The sequence below is a fragment of the Pseudomonas sp. NPDC089534 genome (genome assembly GCF_044749305.1).
Taxonomy (GTDB): domain Bacteria; phylum Pseudomonadota; class Gammaproteobacteria; order Pseudomonadales; family Pseudomonadaceae; genus Aquipseudomonas; species Aquipseudomonas ekonensis.
This window is the reverse complement of sequence record NZ_JBIVHR010000120.1, coordinates 1-15,247: the sequence shown is the minus strand read 5'-3', so window position 1 is coordinate 15,247 and position 15,247 is coordinate 1. Positions and strand designations below refer to the sequence as shown.

Below are 15,247 nucleotides of genomic sequence, written 5' to 3'. Positions count from 1 at the left end.
CGAGCTGGTCAAGACCATGCGTGCGTCGATCCTGGTGCTGGGCCCGATGGTCGCCGGACGTGAAGCTGATGCAGTACGTGTCCAGCGTCGCCTGCATGTCCCACGCGCCGTTCATCGCCGCCGCCGGCCCGAAATTCTTCGGCCTGGAAAGCTTCACCGGCCTGCCGGACCTGAAGGACCTGAAAGACCACTTCGAAGGCCCGCAATTCACCAAGTGGCAGAGCTTCCGTACCTCCGAAGACGCCCGCTACGTCGGCCTGACCGTGCCGCGCTTCTTGCTGCGCAACCCGTACGACCCGGAAGAGAACCCGGTCAAGTCGTTCGTGTACAAGGAAAACGTCGCCAACAGCCACGAGCACTACCTGTGGGGCAACACCGCCTACGCGTTCGGCACCAAGCTGACCGACAGCTTCGCCAAGTTCCGCTGGTGCCCGAACATCATCGGCCCGCAGAGCGGCGGCGCCGTTGAAGACCTGCCTCTGCACCACTTCGAGAGCATGGGCGAGATCGAGACCAAGATTCCGACCGAGGTCCTGGTGTCCGACCGCCGCGAGTACGAACTGGCCGAGGAAGGCTTCATCTCCCTGACCATGCGCAAAGGCTCCGACAACGCGGCGTTCTTCTCCGCAAGCTCGGTGCAGAAGCCGAAGTTCTTCGGCATCAGCGCAGAAGGCAAGGCGGCTGAGCTGAACTACAAGCTCGGCACCCAGCTGCCGTACATGATGATCGTCAACCGTCTGGCCCACTACCTGAAGGTCCTGCAGCGCGAGCAACTCGGTTCGTGGAAAGAGCGCACCGACCTCGAGCTGGAACTGAACAAGTGGATCCGCCAGTACGTGGCCGACCAGGAAAACCCGAGCGCCGAAGTCCGTGGTCGCCGTCCTCTGCGCGCTGCGCAGGTGATCGTCAGCGACGTCGAAGGCGAGCCGGGCTGGTACCGCGTCAGCCTGAACGTGCGCCCGCACTTCAAGTACATGGGTGCTGACTTCACCCTGTCGCTGGTCGGCAAGCTGGACAAAGAGTAAGAGCGACTCATGGACGGATACGGCAGCCTTTTCGAACGCCTGAACGGCGACGCGGACCTGCGCGCCGGCTGGAGCCGCGAGGCTTCGGCCATGGCGTCGGTGGCTGCCCATCTGGCCAAAATGCTCAGCACCCGGGCGGGCAGCGTGCAGACGCTGTCCGACTACGGGTTGCCCGATCTCAATGACATGCGCCTGAGCCTGCACGACTCCCTGAGCCAGGCCCGCCTGGCCATCGAAAGCTTCATCGAAGCCTACGAGCCGCGCCTGAGCAACGTGCGTGTCATTTCCCTGCCGCGTGACCACGACCAGCTCCGCCTGTCCTTCAGCATCGAAGGCCTGCTGGAGGTGGACGGTTTCAAGCGACAGGTCAGTTTCTCCGCGCGCCTGGACGGCAGCGGCCAAGTGAAGGTCAACTAAGGAAATCCCCGATGTCCGGCAAACCCGCAGCCCGCGTCTCCGACCCCACCGCTTGCCCGATCCCAGGCCACGGCACCAACCCCATCGCCGCCGGTTCCGGCGACGTGTTCTTCGACGGCCTCCCGGCCGCCCGCCAGGGCGATGCCTCGGCCTGCGGCGGCGCTATGGTCGGCGACCTCGCCACCACGGTGCTGATCAACGGCAAACCGGCCGCGACCGTGGGTTCGGTCGGGGCGCATGGGAACAAAGTCACGGCGGGTTCCGGGACGGTGATCATCGGGAATTCGCATTCGCCGGCGCCGTTTGTGCCGCCGTTGCCGTTGAACATTTTTGGCTTTGACGTTCGGATTCAGTTGATGGATCAAGCGTCAGGAGCGCCGCTCAAAAATGTCTCTTACATCGCCACGCTTGAAGATGGCACCGAGGTTCACGGCAAGACTGATGCGTCTGGATTCTCGAAAGCACTAGGCAAAAAAGCTCAACCACAAAATGTCCAGATATCGGTGAAACCGAACTGGCTGCTAAAAGGGGAGTGAGATGCCTCAAGCCGTCCAGGTAGCGAATGTCGCTACCACACCTGCCGCCGACGTTTCGCCGATTCAGGTTTACTTGACTGCGGATAACGACTTTCTCATCCCTTTGGTCTTTCCCCAGTTCGAAATCCATGTAATGGATGACTACAAGGACACTTGGTTTGGTCAAAAAATCAAAATCGAGTTTCCCAAAGCACCTTACCTTGGTCATGCAGGTGTTCTGCTAATTAATGGCAAGACAGGTGTTTCTAAATACTATGAATACGGTCGATATAAAGGGCCTGGCCCGGCTGGGCGTGTTCAAAAAGGCAATATTCCGGACGTAAAAATTGTGGCCGGACATATTACAGAATCTTCATTGAAAAAAACGCTTAGGCAAATTTCGATAGCTCACGGCCAATCTGGGAATATCAAAGGTGTCGTGCTTAGAGGCGCCATTTATGCAAACGCATTGGCATGGTTGGATGGAAAATTTTCTGAGAACAATGACAAGTCACGGAAGCCCTACGATCTAGGAAATCATAACTGCGTAACTTTCGCTGCTGACTTGGCGGAGAGTGTTGGTTTTTCTCCTCCTTTCCGGTCTCGTACAGTTGTTCCAACTGCATATATGGCGCAATTCCAATTGTCTGAAACTGATATTGATTACAATTTTGCTGACGACAAATTGGAAATTGACGAATGAGATTTTTTAAGAAATTAGTCATTTCGCTAATTATTCTTTTCTGTCTCCTGATAGTGGCAATGTTTGCTCTGTTGGAGCGAGATAACGGAAAGGGGCCTATTTTGAAAGACCATCCGAATGCTTTTTGGAGTGGCGCGGAAGACGGCGGCTCTTTCTTTGAAATTACCAAATCGAGCCCGCCAAATTATTACGTAGAAATACGCCATGAAAGTGGGGGGATCTGGTCCAAAGGATGGGTGAGGTATGTCAAGAAGGGCGGAGGCCCGCTTTTGAATGAAGATTTCATGGGTTATGACGGGGGAGAGGATGTTTATTTGCAGGACGAAACTGCATTGAAGTTGAACCCGGAAATGGTGAAGTAGCATGAAGGCATTCGCATTCCTTAACTTAACAACGGGGGCTGCCCTTGATGTTTCCAGAACCCTTTACCTTGATGGGATTGCGGTGATGATTTATGCGCTAAGGGTCAAGCTAATGATTTTAGCGGCGATAGCGTTCGTACTGCCGTTCTCAATATTTGAGGTATACGTTGTTTTTACGTCGGGATCTGCTGAGCCATACAGCTATTTCTTGTCAATTCCCTTGGCGATAGTTTCGTTTCTTTTGCTGCAACTGGCGACTGGTTACAGCGTAGTAAAAGGTTGGGCAGTGTGTGGCATGCCGAGAAACTACATCTATTTGGGTGTCTGGCTGTTGAGCGTGTTTTTGCTGTTCGTTTTGCCTGCGATTTATTCCGGAGGTGAATCTTGAGTGCCTTTGTGCCTTGGGGTGGAGCTGTCTCAAAGAAACCCGTAAAGGGTATCCGTTAAATGCTCCGTACCTTTTATTTCTTGCTTTCAGCTTTGCTGCTGATGGTTTCGTTCGCTGGCGCCAAGAGCAAATGGGCGGTTGGTGGACTCGATTTGTACGGGATTTTATTTTTTATTTGCATCGTTGTTTATTTTCCGTTGATGGTCGTTTCTTTTTGTTTTTTTGTGAGTTCGCTGGTCGTGCTTTATAGGACAAGATGTTTACAGAGAACGCTTTCGCCGTTGGTAGCGTCGGCAACGGGTGCTGTTGCTTTGTATCGGTTTAATTATTGGGTGTTCAATGATGTTTACTAATGCTGGAGAGGTTGGGGTTGCCCAGAGTCTTCAATTTATGAAGAGTAAATATCTTTTGCTTGCTGGCGCAGTCCTGATGGTTTTGTCCTTTTGGACCTGGTATTGCGTCAATGCAATGATCGGCTTTCCCGCAGGCATTACCCAGATCAGTCCCTCCGGTCGATACATTCTGGAAAACGTACGAGTGGGAAAAATTTTTCCATTCGGCGGCATGGCTTACCTCAGGGTCATCGACAGAGAAAACCCTCAAGTCGTCTATCGCACGCCCTTGTATGACACTCAGTCCTTGGACATGAATACAAACGAGACCGAATCCACTGTCGGGATCGTCTGGATATATTTTGACCGCAATAAGAAGTCCTTTGAAATTGCCATGCCGGATTGGGAAGAAAGTTGGATGAACATGTTCATCAGCAATACCCCATACACGCATCTGGAAAACTGACCGATATGGATCGGACGAACGAATTTCAGGGTTATCTGGCCGGTGTCGCCGACAGCGATCTGTTCGGCTGTCTGGCCTTGCTGAGCTTTGTCCTGCTGGTGACGGCCTTGCATCGTGCTGCCCGAGCTTCGCGTGTGCATCGGGTTCTGACGCTGTTCGTCCTGATGATGGTCGTCGCGATCCATGGCACCGGTACCTGGTACCTGAACCTGAGGCCAGCATGAGCCATTCCAGTCGACTTGCCATGTGCCTGTTTGTCCATGCCCTCGGATGCGTGGCCTATGCATTTCTGAATGATGCCGTTGTGCTTGCCTACAAAGGGTTGAACGGTGGCTTCACCTCCAGGGGCGTTGCCGTCGGCATGGCCAGCTACGCGCTTTTCTACATCTTTTTGGCCATCAATCTGATTGTCGCGTTGGTGCCGAACCTGTTCGCCAAGCTACTGCTGCTGTGTCTGATGGTGGGTTTCATCTTGCTTTGGATGCTGCCGGATCAGCCCTTGAGGGCGTTGTTTTATGGCGTGGCTCAGGGCTGCGCCACGTTGCTGTCAATTCTCGCTACTCAGGTCATCGAGTTGCGTTGGGCGGCCCGAAGCATTGCCGGTCGTGTGCAGAACCGGCCAGAAGGCGGTCTCGCATGAACAGTGCAGTCGCAGGACGCAAAACACAGGGCACCACTTACGTGAGCTCCATTACCAGGCAGGTACTTTCCCGTGTCCTTTAACCACTACTACCAAAGCGAACTCACCGCACTGCGCCAACTGGGCCGCCGTTTCGCCGAGCGTAGTCCGGCGCTGGCGCCGTTCCTGGGGCAGGCCGGGCGGGATCCGGATGTGGAGCGGTTGCTGGAAGGGTTCGCGTTCCTGACCGGGCGCCTGCGCCAGAAGCTCGACGACGAGCTGCCGGAGCTCAGCCACTCGCTGATGCAACTGCTGTGGCCGAACTACATGCGGCCGCTGCCGGCGTTCAGCATTCTGCAGTTCGACCCGCTCAAGCGTTCGGGGCCGGCGCTGAAGGTCGAGCGGGACACGCCGATCGAGAGCGTGCCGATCGAAGACGTGCGCTGCCGCTTCCGCACCTGCTACCCGACCGAGGTGCTGCCGTTGGACCTGGCCGCGCTGAACTACTCGGTGAAGGGCGACGGCTCGCTGCTCAGCCTGCGCCTGGAGATGAGCGCCGACGGCCACCTCGGCGAGCTGGAGCTGAGCAAGCTGCGCCTGCACTTCGCGGGCGAGCGCTACATCAGCCAGATGCTTTACCTGAGCCTTTTGCGCAACCTCGAAGGCATCGAGCTGATCCCGCTCGACGGCGCCGGCAAGCCCATCGACGGGGTCAGCGGCAAGCCGATGGCGTTCAAGATCCCGGGCGACCGGGTCAAGCCGGTGGGGTTCGCCGAAGAAGAGGCGCTGATCCCGTACCCGCTCAACACCTTCCGCGGCTACCGCTACCTGCAGGAATACTTCGCCTTCCAGGACAAGTTCCTGTTCGTCGACGTCAACGGCCTCGACATCCTCAAGGCGCTGCCGGAAGACACGCTCAAGCAGATGCGCGGCCTGGAGCTGCGCTTCGACATCCGCAAGAGCGGGATCATGCGCATGCGCCCGACCCTGGACAACGTGAAGCTGTTCTGCACGCCGATCGTCAACCTGTTCAAGCACGACGCGCTGCCGATCCGCCTCGACGGCAAGCAGGACGAATACCTGCTGCTGCCGGCGGAGTTCGACCTGGAGAACTGCGGCGTGTTCTCGGTGGAGACCGTCACCGGCTGGAAGCCCGGCGGCCTCGGCTACCAGGAGTACGTGCCGTTCGAATCGTTCGAGCACGACCCCAGCTTCGACGTGCCCAACAGCCGTCCGCACTACAGCATCCGCCAGCGTTCGTCCTTGCTGCACGACGGCCTCGACACCTACCTGAGCTTCGGCATCCGCCACACCGAGGCCCACGAGACCCTGTCGATCGAGCTGACGTGCACCAACCAGAACCTGCCGCGCAAGCTCAAGCTCGGCGACATCTGCATGGCCTGCGAAGAGACGCCGGAGTTCCTGAGTTTCCGCAACATCACCCCGGCCACGTCGAGCTTCGCGCCGCCGCTGAACCGTGACTTCCTGTGGAAGCTGATCAGCAACATGTCGCTCAACTACTTGTCGCTGGCCGACGTCAACGCGCTGAAGGTGATCCTCGAGACCTACGACCTGCCGCGCTACTACGACCAGCACGCGGAAAAGGTCAGCAAGCGCCTGCTCGGCGGCCTCAAGCACATCAAGCACCATCACGTGGACCGCCTGCACCGTGGCTTGCCGGTGCGCGGCCTGCGCACCGAACTGACCATCGACCCGGAAGGCTACATCGGTGAAGGCGACCTGTTCGTCTTCGCTTCGGTCCTCAACGAGTTTTTCGCGCTTTACGCCAGTCTCAATTCGTTCCACGAACTGCGGGTCAAGAGCACACAGGGAGAGGTGTACCAATGGACACCACGTATGGGTCTGCAGCCCCTGCTCTAAGCGGGCTGACCCGGGCAATACGCGAGTACTCGCTGTTCCAGGCCGTGCTGCTGGTGATCGACCGGCTGCGCGATGCGCACCCGTACCTGAGCGAAGACGACCTGTACGACCAGCTGGAATTCCAGGCCAACCCGAGCCTCGGGTTCCCCGGCTGCGACGTCGACCGCGTGGAGTTCTTCGAAGAGCACGGGCAGATGCGCGCGCGCATGCGTTTCAACCTGATCGGCCTGGTCGGTTCCGGTTCGCCGCTGCCGGCGTTCTACGGCGAACAGGCCCTGGGCGACAGCGAAGAAGGCAACCCGACGCGCAACTTCCTCGACCTGTTCCACCATCGCCTGCAGCGGCTGCTGCTGCCGATCTGGCGCAAGTACCGCTACCGCGCCAGTTTCCAGAGCGGCGCCATCGACCCGTTCTCGTCGCAGCTGTTCGCCCTGATCGGCCTGGGCGGCGACGAGATCCGCAAGGCCAAGGAACTGAACTGGAAGCGCCTGCTGCCGTACCTCGGTCTCCTGAGCCTGCGGGCCCACTCGGCGGCGCTGATCGAAGCGGTGCTGCGGTACTACTTCAAGCACGAGGACCTGGTGATCGAGCAATGCATCGAGCGTCGCGTGGAGATTCTCGATGAGCAGCGCAACCGCCTGGGCCGCAACAACAGCGTGCTCGGCGAAGACCTGGTGCTGGGCGAGCACGTGCGCGACCGCAGCGGCAAGTTCCGCATCCACATCACCGAACTCGACTGGGAGCGGTTCCACGAATTCCTGCCCATCGGCTTCGGTTACCAGCCGCTGTGCGCGCTGGTGCGGTTCACCCTGCGTGACCCGCTCGATTACGACATCCGCCTGGTGCTGCGTCCGGAAGAGATCCGCGAACTGCGCATCGGCGAGAAGAACGACTGTCGCCTGGGTTGGACCAGTTGGCTGGGCTGCGAGAAAGCGGACGGCGTGGTGACCCTGGGCAGCAAAATTCATTAAGGACGTGAGCCATGATCAACGTAGACCTGCAACAACTCATCCAGGCGCTGGACGCCGAAACCCGCCGTGACCTGGAGCGTTCGGCCGAGCGTTGCGTCGCCCGCGGCGGCAGCAAGATCCTGGTCGAAGACCTGCTGCTGGGCCTGCTGGAGCGCCCGAACGGCTTGCTCGGCCGCGCCCTGCAAGACGCCGACGTGGACGCCGGCGAACTGAGCGCCGCGTTGCAGACCCGTGTCGAGCACAGCGCCTCGCGCAACCCGGTGTTCGCCCCGGAACTGGTGCAATGGCTGCAGGACGCGTTGCTGGTGGCCAACCTTGAGCTGGGCCAGACCCAGGTCGAGCAGGCCGCGCTGATCCTCGCGCTGCTGCGCAACCCGATGCGCTACGCCGGCAGCCGCTACCAGCCGCTGCTCGCCAAGCTCAACATCGACCGCCTGAAGGAATTCGCCCTGTCGCAGCAGGAACAACCGGCGGCCGGCGGCAAACCCGCCGCCCAGGGCGAATCGCTGCTGCAGCGCTTCACCCACAACCTGACCCAGCAGGCCCGCGACGGCAAGCTCGACCCGGTGCTGTGCCGCGACGGCGCGATCCGCCAGATGGTCGACATCCTCGCCCGGCGCCGCAAGAACAACCCGATCGTGGTGGGCGAGGCCGGCGTCGGCAAGACCGCCATCGTCGAAGGCCTGGCCTCGCGCATCGCCGCCGGCGAAGTGCCGCAGGTGCTCAAGGGCGTCGAGCTGCTGGCCCTGGACATGGGCCTGCTGCAGGCCGGCGCCAGCGTGAAGGGTGAGTTCGAGCGCCGCCTCAAGGGCGTGATCGACGAGGTCAAAGCCTCGCCGAAGCCGATCATCCTGTTCATCGACGAAGCCCACACCCTGATCGGCGCCGGCGGCAATGCCGGCGGTTCCGACGCGGCCAACCTGCTCAAGCCGGCGCTGGCCCGCGGCGAGCTGCGCACCATCGCCGCCACCACCTGGGCCGAGTACAAGAAATACTTCGAGAAGGATCCGGCGCTGGCCCGCCGCTTCCAGCCGGTCCAGCTGCACGAGCCGACCGTCAACGAAGCCGTGACCATCCTGCGTGGCCTGGCCCAGGTCTACGAGAAGAGCCACGGCATCTACCTGCGCGATGACGCGGTGGTGTCGGCGGCGGAACTGTCCGCCCGTTACCTGGCCGGCCGTCAACTGCCGGACAAGGCTGTCGATGTGCTCGACACCGCCTGCGCCCGCGTGCGCATCAGCCTGGCCGCCGCCCCGGAAAGCCTGGAGCGCCTGCGCGGCGAACTGGCCGAAGGTGGCCGTCAGCGCCAGGCCCTGCGCCGCGACGCCGAGGCCGGCCTGCCGGTCGACCACGAAGCGCTGGAGGCGCTGGAAGCGCGTCTGGACGAGGCCGAAGACGAAATGGCCGCGCTGGAAACCCTGTGGACCGAACAGAAGCAACTGGCCGAGCGCCTGCTGGAGCTGCGCCAGCAACTGGCCAAGGCCCGCGAAGCGGCGGCGGTCGAGCCGGTGGTGAGCATCGAGGAAGACGCCGAAGGCACCGTGATCGAAACCCTCGTGGCCGAGACCGATGAGGCCCAAAGCGTCGAGGCGCTGGAGGCCGAGCTGCATGAGACCCACAGCGCCCTGACCGCCGCCCAGGCCAAGGAGCGTCTGGTCAGCTTCGAAGTCTGCCCGCGCCTGGTGGCCGAAGTGATCAGCGCCTGGACCGGCGTGCCGCTGGCGCAGCTGGCCCGTGAACACAACGCCAAGGTCGCGAGCTTCGCCACCGACCTGCGCACCCGCATCCGCGGCCAGGAGCAGGCCGTGCACGCCCTCGACCGTTCGATGCGCGCCACCGCCGCCGGCCTGAACAAGCCGGACGCGCCGGTGGGCGTGTTCCTGCTGGTGGGCCCGAGCGGCGTCGGCAAGACCGAAACCGCGCTGGCGCTGGCCGACCTGCTGTACGGCGGCGACCGTTTCATCACCACCATCAACATGTCCGAGTTCCAGGAGAAGCACACCGTCTCCCGCCTGATCGGCGCGCCGCCAGGCTACGTCGGCTACGGCGAGGGCGGCATGCTCACCGAAGCCGTGCGCCAGAAGCCGTACTCGGTGGTGCTGCTCGACGAAGTCGAGAAGGCGGATCCGGACGTGCTCAACCTGTTCTACCAGATCTTCGACAAGGGCGTGGCCAACGACGGCGAAGGGCGTGAGATCGACTTTCGCAACACGCTGATCCTGATGACCTCGAACCTGGGCAGCGACCGCATCAGCGACCTGTGCGAGAACGGCCAGCGGCCGACCGCCGAAGTGCTGGAAGAGACCATCCGCCCGGTGCTGAGCAAGCACTTCAAGCCGGCCCTGCTGGCGCGCATGAAAGTGGTGCCGTACTACCCGGTGGGCGGCCCGGTGCTGCGCGAGCTGATCGAGATCAAGCTGGGCCGTCTGGGCGAGCGCCTGAACCGCCGTCAGCTGGATTTCACCTGGTGCCAGAACCTCGTCGATCACCTGTCCGAGCGCTGCACCCAGAGCGAAAGCGGCGCGCGCCTGATCGACCATCTGCTCGACCAGCACGTGCTGCCGCTGGTGGCCGACCGCCTGCTCGACGCCATGGCCACCGGCGAAAGCCTGCAGCGCGTGCACGCCACCCTCGACGGCGATGCCGGCGTGACCTGCGAGTTCGCTTGAGGTGGGTGTGATGTTCACTCAAGTGCCGCAGCCGCTGGCCTATGCCGAAGCCTTGCTGGCGCAGTTCGCCAGCCTGTCGCGGGCGGCGGACGGCGCTGCGCTGCTGGGTGAGTTCGTGCGCGGCCTGGCGCAACTGAGCGGTTGCGAACTGACGCAGCTGTACCTGCTCGACGCCACGCACACGTGCCTGGGGATGAACGCCGAATGCCTCGACGGCGTGCTGCAGCCGCGCGAGGCGGCGAGCCTGCCGGCGGACTACAACGGCGAACAGCTGCTGCAGTTCGCCCTGTGCCAGAACCGCGTGGTGTGCCTGAGCGAACTGAGCGGCAGCCTGCACGAGACCAGCTTCCTGCCGGCGACGTCCGCGCCGTGGCAGTCGCTGCTGTGCGTGCCGCTGGTCAACCCGCAGAAGGCGGTCGAAGGGCTGCTGCTGTGCGCCAGCCGGCGCCATGCCGACCTGCAAGGCTTCGCCGATTCCCTCGGCCAGCTCGGCTCGTTCGTGCTCGGCCAACTGCACCTGCTGCAACGCCTGCGGCAACCGGCGTGCGCAGCCGAGCCGGCGCTGCGCAGCGTGCCGAGCATCAGCGGCTACGGCCTGATCGGCAAGAGCGCGGCGATGCGCCAGACCTACTCGCTGATCGGCAAGGTGCTGCACAGCCCCTACACCGTGCTGCTGCGCGGCGAGACCGGCACCGGCAAGGAAGTGGTGGCGCGGGCGATCCACGACTGCGGCCCGCGCCGCTCCCAGGCGTTCATCGTGCAGAACTGCGCGGCGTTCCCGGAAAACCTGCTGGAAAGCGAGCTGTTCGGCTACCGCAAGGGCGCCTTCACCGGCGCCGACCGCGACCGCGCCGGGCTGTTCGACGCGGCCAACGGCGGCACCCTGCTGCTGGACGAGATCGGCGACATGCCGCTGTCGCTGCAGGCCAAGCTGTTGCGCGTGTTGCAGGAAAGCGAGATCCGTCCGCTGGGCTCCAACGACACCCACAAGATCGACGTGCGCATCATCGCCGCGACCCACCGCGACCTGTCGGTGCTGGTCAGCGAGGGCAAGTTCCGCGAAGACCTGTACTACCGCCTCGCGCAGTTCCCGATCGAACTGCCGGCCCTGCGTCACCGCGAAGGCGACATCCTCGACCTGGCCCGGCACTTCGCCGACAAGGCCTGCGCGTTCCTGCAGCGCGACCCGGTGCGCTGGTCCGAGGCGGCGCTGGAGCACCTGTCCGGCTACAGCTTCCCCGGCAACGTGCGCGAGCTCAAAGGGCTGGTCGAGCGGGCGGTGCTGCTGTGCGAGGGCGGCGAGCTTTTGGCCGAGCATTTTTCCCTGCGCCTGGAACCGCCGCCGGAAGACAACAGCGGCCTGAACCTGCGCGAACGGCTGGAGCGGGTCGAACGCACGCTGCTGCTCGACTGCCTGCGCAAGAACGACGGCAACCAGACCCTGGCCGCCCGCGAACTGGGCCTGCCCCGGCGCACGCTGCTGTACCGGCTCGGCCGACTGAACATCAATTTGGGGGACTTCGATGGCTGACCCGACCGTCACCGCCCCCGCGGCCACAATGCCGCCTGTGGCGAGGGAGCTTGCTCCCGCCGGGGTGCGCAGCGCCCTCAAGACCGGACGCCGCGATCTTCCGGCGATCTGCGGCTGCTGCGCAGCCGAGCGGGAGCGAGCTCCCTCGCCACAGGGGCACCGGGCGCAATCCCGGTGGTTTGGCGAAAGGCCCCGATGCAGAGCCTTCGCCAACACCCCGAACACCTCTTTCAGCGCCGCCCGCAAGGGTCGGCGCTTTGTGCTTTGTCTACACCTGGAGACCCTCTGATGCCTGTACGTCACTGGCAAGCCGTCCTGCTGACCCTCGTCGTTCTATGCGGCCTCGGCGGCTGCAGCGGCAACTACAAATACAACGACAAGGACTATCGCCCGTTGGGTGATCCGCAGGCGGCCAATCGCGGCAAGTGACCGCAAGGAGCATCAAACATGGAACTGGTTTTCGAAATGCTGAACACCAAGCAGTTCGTGCCCACCGAACTGTGCCAGAAGACCTTCAAGCAGGCCGGCGGCGTGATCGGACGGGGCGAGGACTGCGACTGGATCATCCCGGACCGCAAGCGGCACCTGTCCAACCACCACGCGATCGTCAGCTACCGCGAGGGCACGTTTTTCCTCACCGACACCAGCAGCAACGGCGTGCAGGACGGTGAGAGCGGCGCCCGCCTGCACAAGGGCGAGCCGGTGCGCATCGAGCACGGCAGCACCTACGTGCTGGGCGATTTCGAGATCCGCGCGCGGCTGGTGCGCGACCCGGCGACCTTCGACGGCGAAGCCGGGCGCCCCCGTGCCGCCGGCAGCATCATCCCGGACGACGCCTTCCTCGACCTCGACCCGCTCAACGCGCTGGAGCAGCAGGAGCGCGTGTACTCGGAGATCGAAGAGCTGCTGGCGCCCAACACCAAGCCCGAGGACTCCCGTCAGCGCGCCGACTACGCCCGCATCGACATGGAAAGCCTGATGGTGCCGGAGCTGATCAGCGAACCGGCCAAGCCTGAGCCGGCCCCGGCGCCGAAGGCCGTCGAGCGCCAGAGCGAAGGGTTCTGGGAACACTTCGGCACGGCACTGGGCGTGGATCTCAAAGGCCTGAGCCACGACGAGCGCGAAGAGTTGGCGCTGAACGCGGCGCGCCTGCTCAAGCAGAGCATCGGCGGCCTGCAGCAGAGCCTGCGTACCCGTTCGGAGCTGAAAAACGAACTGCGCCTGGCCCAGACCACCGCCCAGGGCACCAACAAGAACCCGCTGAAGTTCGCGGTGGATGCCGGCGAAGCGCTGGGCATGCTGCTGCAGCCGCACAAGCCGGGGCACCTGCCGGCGGCGCAGGCGGTGTCCCGTGCGTTCCGCGACTTGCAGGCGCATCAGGTGGCCCTGCTGACCGCCAGCCGTGCGGCGGTGCGCGGCACCCTGGAGCACTTCTCGCCGGAGCAGCTGACCCTGCGTTTCGAGCGCGACAACAAGCCGCTGATCGCCACCTCCGGCGGCCGCTGGAGAGCCTTCGGCCGCTACCACCAGGCCCTGCGCCAGGACGACGACTGGAGCGAGCGCCTGCTGGCGCGCGACTTCGCCCAGGCCTACGAAGAACAGATCCGCCTGATTTCCACCCTACACACCGATCTTCAAGGATGATGCGCATGCCTCGCCGCTCGACCGCTTTTCTCAAGACGCTGACGGCCTTCGCCGCGCTGGTGCTGCTGGCCGGCTGCTCGTCGCTGACGCCGTATTCGACGATGACCAAGGTCAACCTGAAGTTGACCGGCAGCGACCAACTGAATCTGGACCTCAACGGCCGGCCTTCGCCGATCGTGGTGCGCCTGTTCGAGCTCAAGCACCCGGTGACCTTCGAGAACGCCGACTTCTTCAGCCTCTACGAACGCGCCAAGGAATCCCTCAACCCGGACCTGGTGGCCAGCGAAGAACTGGAGCTGCGCCCGGGCGAAACCGTCGAGCTCAAGCTCAGCGTGGAGGAGGGCAGCCGCTACGTCGGCATCCTCGCCGCCTACCGCGACCTGTCGGACGCCCAATGGCGCCACACCGTGCAGATCACCCCGGTGGAAATCAACGACGTCGACCTGACCCTCGATCAGGCCGGCATCCGCAATACCCATGCCGTGCTGGCCAAGGCGGGTGACTGACCATGAATACCCATAAAGTCATCTGGCAGGAAGGCATGCTGCTGCGTCCGCAGCACTTCCAGCACAACGACCGCTACTACGACCACCAGATGAAGACCCGCACCCAGTTGCTGGGCGGCTACACCTGGGGGTTCCTGAACCTTGAGATCGACCTGCAGTTCCTCAACATGGGCAAGCTTGTGATCAGCGAAGCCTCGGGGATCCTGCCGGACGGCAGCCTGTTCGAGCTCGGCGGCAACACCGAGCCGCTGGCCCTGGACGTGCCGCCGAACACCGGCAACACGCCGATCTACCTGGCGCTGCCGCTGGTCACCGGCAACCACATCGAGGCCCGCCGTCCGGAGCAGTCCGACGTGCTGGCGCGCTACACCGCCTACGAGACCGAAGTGGCCGATTCCAACGCCGGCGACGACTCGTCGAGCCAGGTCAAGTGCGGCCGCCCGGACTTCAAGCTGCTGCTCGGCGAGCAGCAGAGCGACCAGGCCTACGTGAAGCTGAAGATCTGCGACGTGCTCGACACCACGCCGGACGGCGTGATCAGCCTCGACCCGGATTTCGTGCCGACCTACATCCAGGCCCACGCCTCCAGCTACCTGCTGTCGTGCCTGAAAGAAGTCATCAGCATGCTCAACCACCGGGGCGACACCATCGCCGAGCGCATCCGCTCCAACGGCAAGGTCGGCGGCGCGGAAGTCGGCGACTTCATGATGCTGCAGCTGATCAACCGCACCGAACTGCTGCTGCGCCACTACCTGGGCCTGGAGCAAGTGCACCCGGAAGAGCTGTACCGCACGCTGCTGACCATGCTCGGCGACCTGGCGACCTTCTCCAGCGACAACAAGCGTCCGCGCCTGGACAGCCGCTACTCCCACGCCGACCAGGGCGCGAGCTTCCGCAAGCTGATGGAGTCGATCCGTCAGGTGCTGTCGATGGTGCTGGAGCAGCACGCCATCGAGCTGATCCTGCAGGCACGCCAGTACGGGATCATCGTGTCGCCTTTGCACGACCACAAACTGCTCGGCTCGGCCTCGTTCGTGCTGGCGGCCAGCGCCAACTGCGACTCCGAAGAACTGCGCCACCGCCTGCCGGCGCACCTCAAGGTCGGCCCGGTGGAGCGCATCCGCCAACTGGTCAACCTGCACCTGCCGGGGATCAAGGTCATACCGTTGCCGGTGGCGGCGCGGCAGATGGCGTTCCACTCGCGCAATTCCTATGTCA

18 protein-coding genes are annotated in these 15,247 nt (G+C 62.9%); all 18 read left to right on the top strand.

Going from position 1 to position 15,247, the window contains the following annotated elements; genetic code table 11:
• Window positions 1–1,025, top strand: a 1,025-nt coding sequence (gene tssC / locus ACIP0B_RS25455) for a type VI secretion system contractile sheath large subunit (protein WP_400837229.1), incomplete at its 5' end; no start/stop codon positions are given.
• Between the two features lie 9 nt (window positions 1,026–1,034).
• Window positions 1,035–1,442, top strand: a complete 408-nt coding sequence (gene tssE, locus ACIP0B_RS25450) for a type VI secretion system baseplate subunit TssE (RefSeq protein WP_085579056.1) — start codon at window positions 1,035–1,037, stop codon at window positions 1,440–1,442.
• 11 nt (window positions 1,443–1,453) lie between these two features.
• Entirely contained in the window at window positions 1,454–1,978 is a 525-nt protein-coding gene (locus ACIP0B_RS25445) for a PAAR domain-containing protein (protein WP_400837226.1), read from the top strand.
• Window position 1,979: 1 nt separating this feature from the next.
• Window positions 1,980–2,660: a DUF6695 family protein gene (locus ACIP0B_RS25440; RefSeq protein WP_400837223.1), complete on the top strand. Its 681-nt coding sequence runs from the start codon at window positions 1,980–1,982 to the stop codon at window positions 2,658–2,660.
• Entirely contained in the window at window positions 2,657–3,022 is a 366-nt protein-coding gene (locus tag ACIP0B_RS25435) for a hypothetical protein (RefSeq protein ID WP_400837221.1), read from the top strand. Before ACIP0B_RS25440 ends, ACIP0B_RS25435 begins: the two co-directional genes overlap by 4 nt.
• A 1-nt stretch (window position 3,023) precedes the next feature.
• On the top strand, window positions 3,024–3,410 hold the full coding sequence (locus ACIP0B_RS25430) for a hypothetical protein (RefSeq protein WP_400837218.1): 387 nt from the start codon (window positions 3,024–3,026) through the stop codon (window positions 3,408–3,410).
• 59 nt (window positions 3,411–3,469) lie between these two features.
• Window positions 3,470–3,763: a hypothetical protein gene (locus tag ACIP0B_RS25425; protein ID WP_400837216.1), complete on the top strand. Its 294-nt coding sequence runs from the start codon at window positions 3,470–3,472 to the stop codon at window positions 3,761–3,763.
• 37 nt (window positions 3,764–3,800) lie between these two features.
• Complete coding sequence (locus ACIP0B_RS25420) at window positions 3,801–4,208, top strand: hypothetical protein (RefSeq protein ID WP_400837213.1); 408 nt, start codon at window positions 3,801–3,803, stop codon at window positions 4,206–4,208.
• 5 nt (window positions 4,209–4,213) lie between these two features.
• Window positions 4,214–4,432: a hypothetical protein gene (locus ACIP0B_RS25415; RefSeq protein WP_085579045.1), complete on the top strand. Its 219-nt coding sequence runs from the start codon at window positions 4,214–4,216 to the stop codon at window positions 4,430–4,432.
• Window positions 4,429–4,848 (top strand): hypothetical protein, encoded by a 420-nt coding sequence (locus ACIP0B_RS25410; protein ID WP_085693775.1) that lies wholly within the window; start codon window positions 4,429–4,431, stop codon window positions 4,846–4,848. The genes ACIP0B_RS25415 and ACIP0B_RS25410 overlap by 4 nt, the downstream gene beginning before the upstream one ends.
• 72 nt (window positions 4,849–4,920) lie before the next feature.
• Window positions 4,921–6,708 (top strand): type VI secretion system baseplate subunit TssF, encoded by a 1,788-nt coding sequence (gene tssF / locus ACIP0B_RS25405; RefSeq protein ID WP_085579040.1) that lies wholly within the window; start codon window positions 4,921–4,923, stop codon window positions 6,706–6,708.
• Window positions 6,672–7,679, top strand: a complete 1,008-nt coding sequence (tssG, locus tag ACIP0B_RS25400) for a type VI secretion system baseplate subunit TssG (protein ID WP_085693776.1) — start codon at window positions 6,672–6,674, stop codon at window positions 7,677–7,679. Before tssF ends, tssG begins: the two co-directional genes overlap by 37 nt.
• A gap of 11 nt (window positions 7,680–7,690) precedes the next feature.
• Window positions 7,691–10,348 (top strand): type VI secretion system ATPase TssH, encoded by a 2,658-nt coding sequence (gene tssH, locus ACIP0B_RS25395; RefSeq protein ID WP_085630244.1) that lies wholly within the window; start codon window positions 7,691–7,693, stop codon window positions 10,346–10,348.
• 10 nt (window positions 10,349–10,358) lie between these two features.
• A complete protein-coding gene (locus ACIP0B_RS25390; protein ID WP_400837206.1) occupies window positions 10,359–11,879 on the top strand; it encodes a sigma-54 interaction domain-containing protein in 1,521 nt (506 codons plus the stop codon).
• A gap of 288 nt (window positions 11,880–12,167) precedes the next feature.
• Window positions 12,168–12,308, top strand: a complete 141-nt coding sequence (locus ACIP0B_RS25385) for a type VI secretion protein (protein WP_085579031.1) — start codon at window positions 12,168–12,170, stop codon at window positions 12,306–12,308.
• A gap of 18 nt (window positions 12,309–12,326) precedes the next feature.
• The gene (gene tagH / locus ACIP0B_RS25380) at window positions 12,327–13,523 is read left to right on the top strand and encodes a type VI secretion system-associated FHA domain protein TagH (protein ID WP_085579029.1); all 1,197 of its coding nucleotides are present in this window, start codon (window positions 12,327–12,329) and stop codon (window positions 13,521–13,523) included.
• A 5-nt stretch (window positions 13,524–13,528) separates the two neighbouring features.
• Window positions 13,529–14,029, top strand: coding sequence for a type VI secretion system lipoprotein TssJ (gene tssJ, locus ACIP0B_RS25375; RefSeq protein WP_085630241.1), 501 nt, complete (start codon window positions 13,529–13,531; stop codon window positions 14,027–14,029).
• Window positions 14,030–14,031: 2 nt separating this feature from the next.
• Window positions 14,032–15,247, top strand: a 1,216-nt coding sequence (tssK, locus tag ACIP0B_RS25370) for a type VI secretion system baseplate subunit TssK (protein ID WP_400837202.1), incomplete at its 3' end; no start/stop codon positions are given.

What these genes read in the sequence shown, in the direction of transcription:
- tssE (WP_085579056.1), top strand. Translation starts at nt 1,035, where the DNA reads ATGGACGGATACGGCAGCCTTTTCGAACGCCTGAACGGCGACGCGGAC.
- ACIP0B_RS25445 (WP_400837226.1), top strand. Translation starts at nt 1,454, where the DNA reads ATGTCCGGCAAACCCGCAGCCCGCGTCTCCGACCCCACCGCTTGCCCG.
- ACIP0B_RS25440 (WP_400837223.1), top strand. Translation starts at nt 1,980, where the DNA reads ATGCCTCAAGCCGTCCAGGTAGCGAATGTCGCTACCACACCTGCCGCC.
- ACIP0B_RS25435 (WP_400837221.1), top strand. Translation starts at nt 2,657, where the DNA reads ATGAGATTTTTTAAGAAATTAGTCATTTCGCTAATTATTCTTTTCTGT.
- ACIP0B_RS25430 (WP_400837218.1), top strand. Translation starts at nt 3,024, where the DNA reads ATGAAGGCATTCGCATTCCTTAACTTAACAACGGGGGCTGCCCTTGAT.
- ACIP0B_RS25425 (WP_400837216.1), top strand. Translation starts at nt 3,470, where the DNA reads ATGCTCCGTACCTTTTATTTCTTGCTTTCAGCTTTGCTGCTGATGGTT.
- ACIP0B_RS25420 (WP_400837213.1), top strand. Translation starts at nt 3,801, where the DNA reads ATGAAGAGTAAATATCTTTTGCTTGCTGGCGCAGTCCTGATGGTTTTG.
- ACIP0B_RS25415 (WP_085579045.1), top strand. Translation starts at nt 4,214, where the DNA reads ATGGATCGGACGAACGAATTTCAGGGTTATCTGGCCGGTGTCGCCGAC.
- ACIP0B_RS25410 (WP_085693775.1), top strand. Translation starts at nt 4,429, where the DNA reads ATGAGCCATTCCAGTCGACTTGCCATGTGCCTGTTTGTCCATGCCCTC.
- tssG (WP_085693776.1), top strand. Translation starts at nt 6,672, where the DNA reads ATGGACACCACGTATGGGTCTGCAGCCCCTGCTCTAAGCGGGCTGACC.
- tssH (WP_085630244.1), top strand. Translation starts at nt 7,691, where the DNA reads ATGATCAACGTAGACCTGCAACAACTCATCCAGGCGCTGGACGCCGAA.
- ACIP0B_RS25390 (WP_400837206.1), top strand. Translation starts at nt 10,359, where the DNA reads ATGTTCACTCAAGTGCCGCAGCCGCTGGCCTATGCCGAAGCCTTGCTG.
- ACIP0B_RS25385 (WP_085579031.1), top strand. Translation starts at nt 12,168, where the DNA reads ATGCCTGTACGTCACTGGCAAGCCGTCCTGCTGACCCTCGTCGTTCTA.
- tagH (WP_085579029.1), top strand. Translation starts at nt 12,327, where the DNA reads ATGGAACTGGTTTTCGAAATGCTGAACACCAAGCAGTTCGTGCCCACC.
- tssJ (WP_085630241.1), top strand. Translation starts at nt 13,529, where the DNA reads ATGCCTCGCCGCTCGACCGCTTTTCTCAAGACGCTGACGGCCTTCGCC.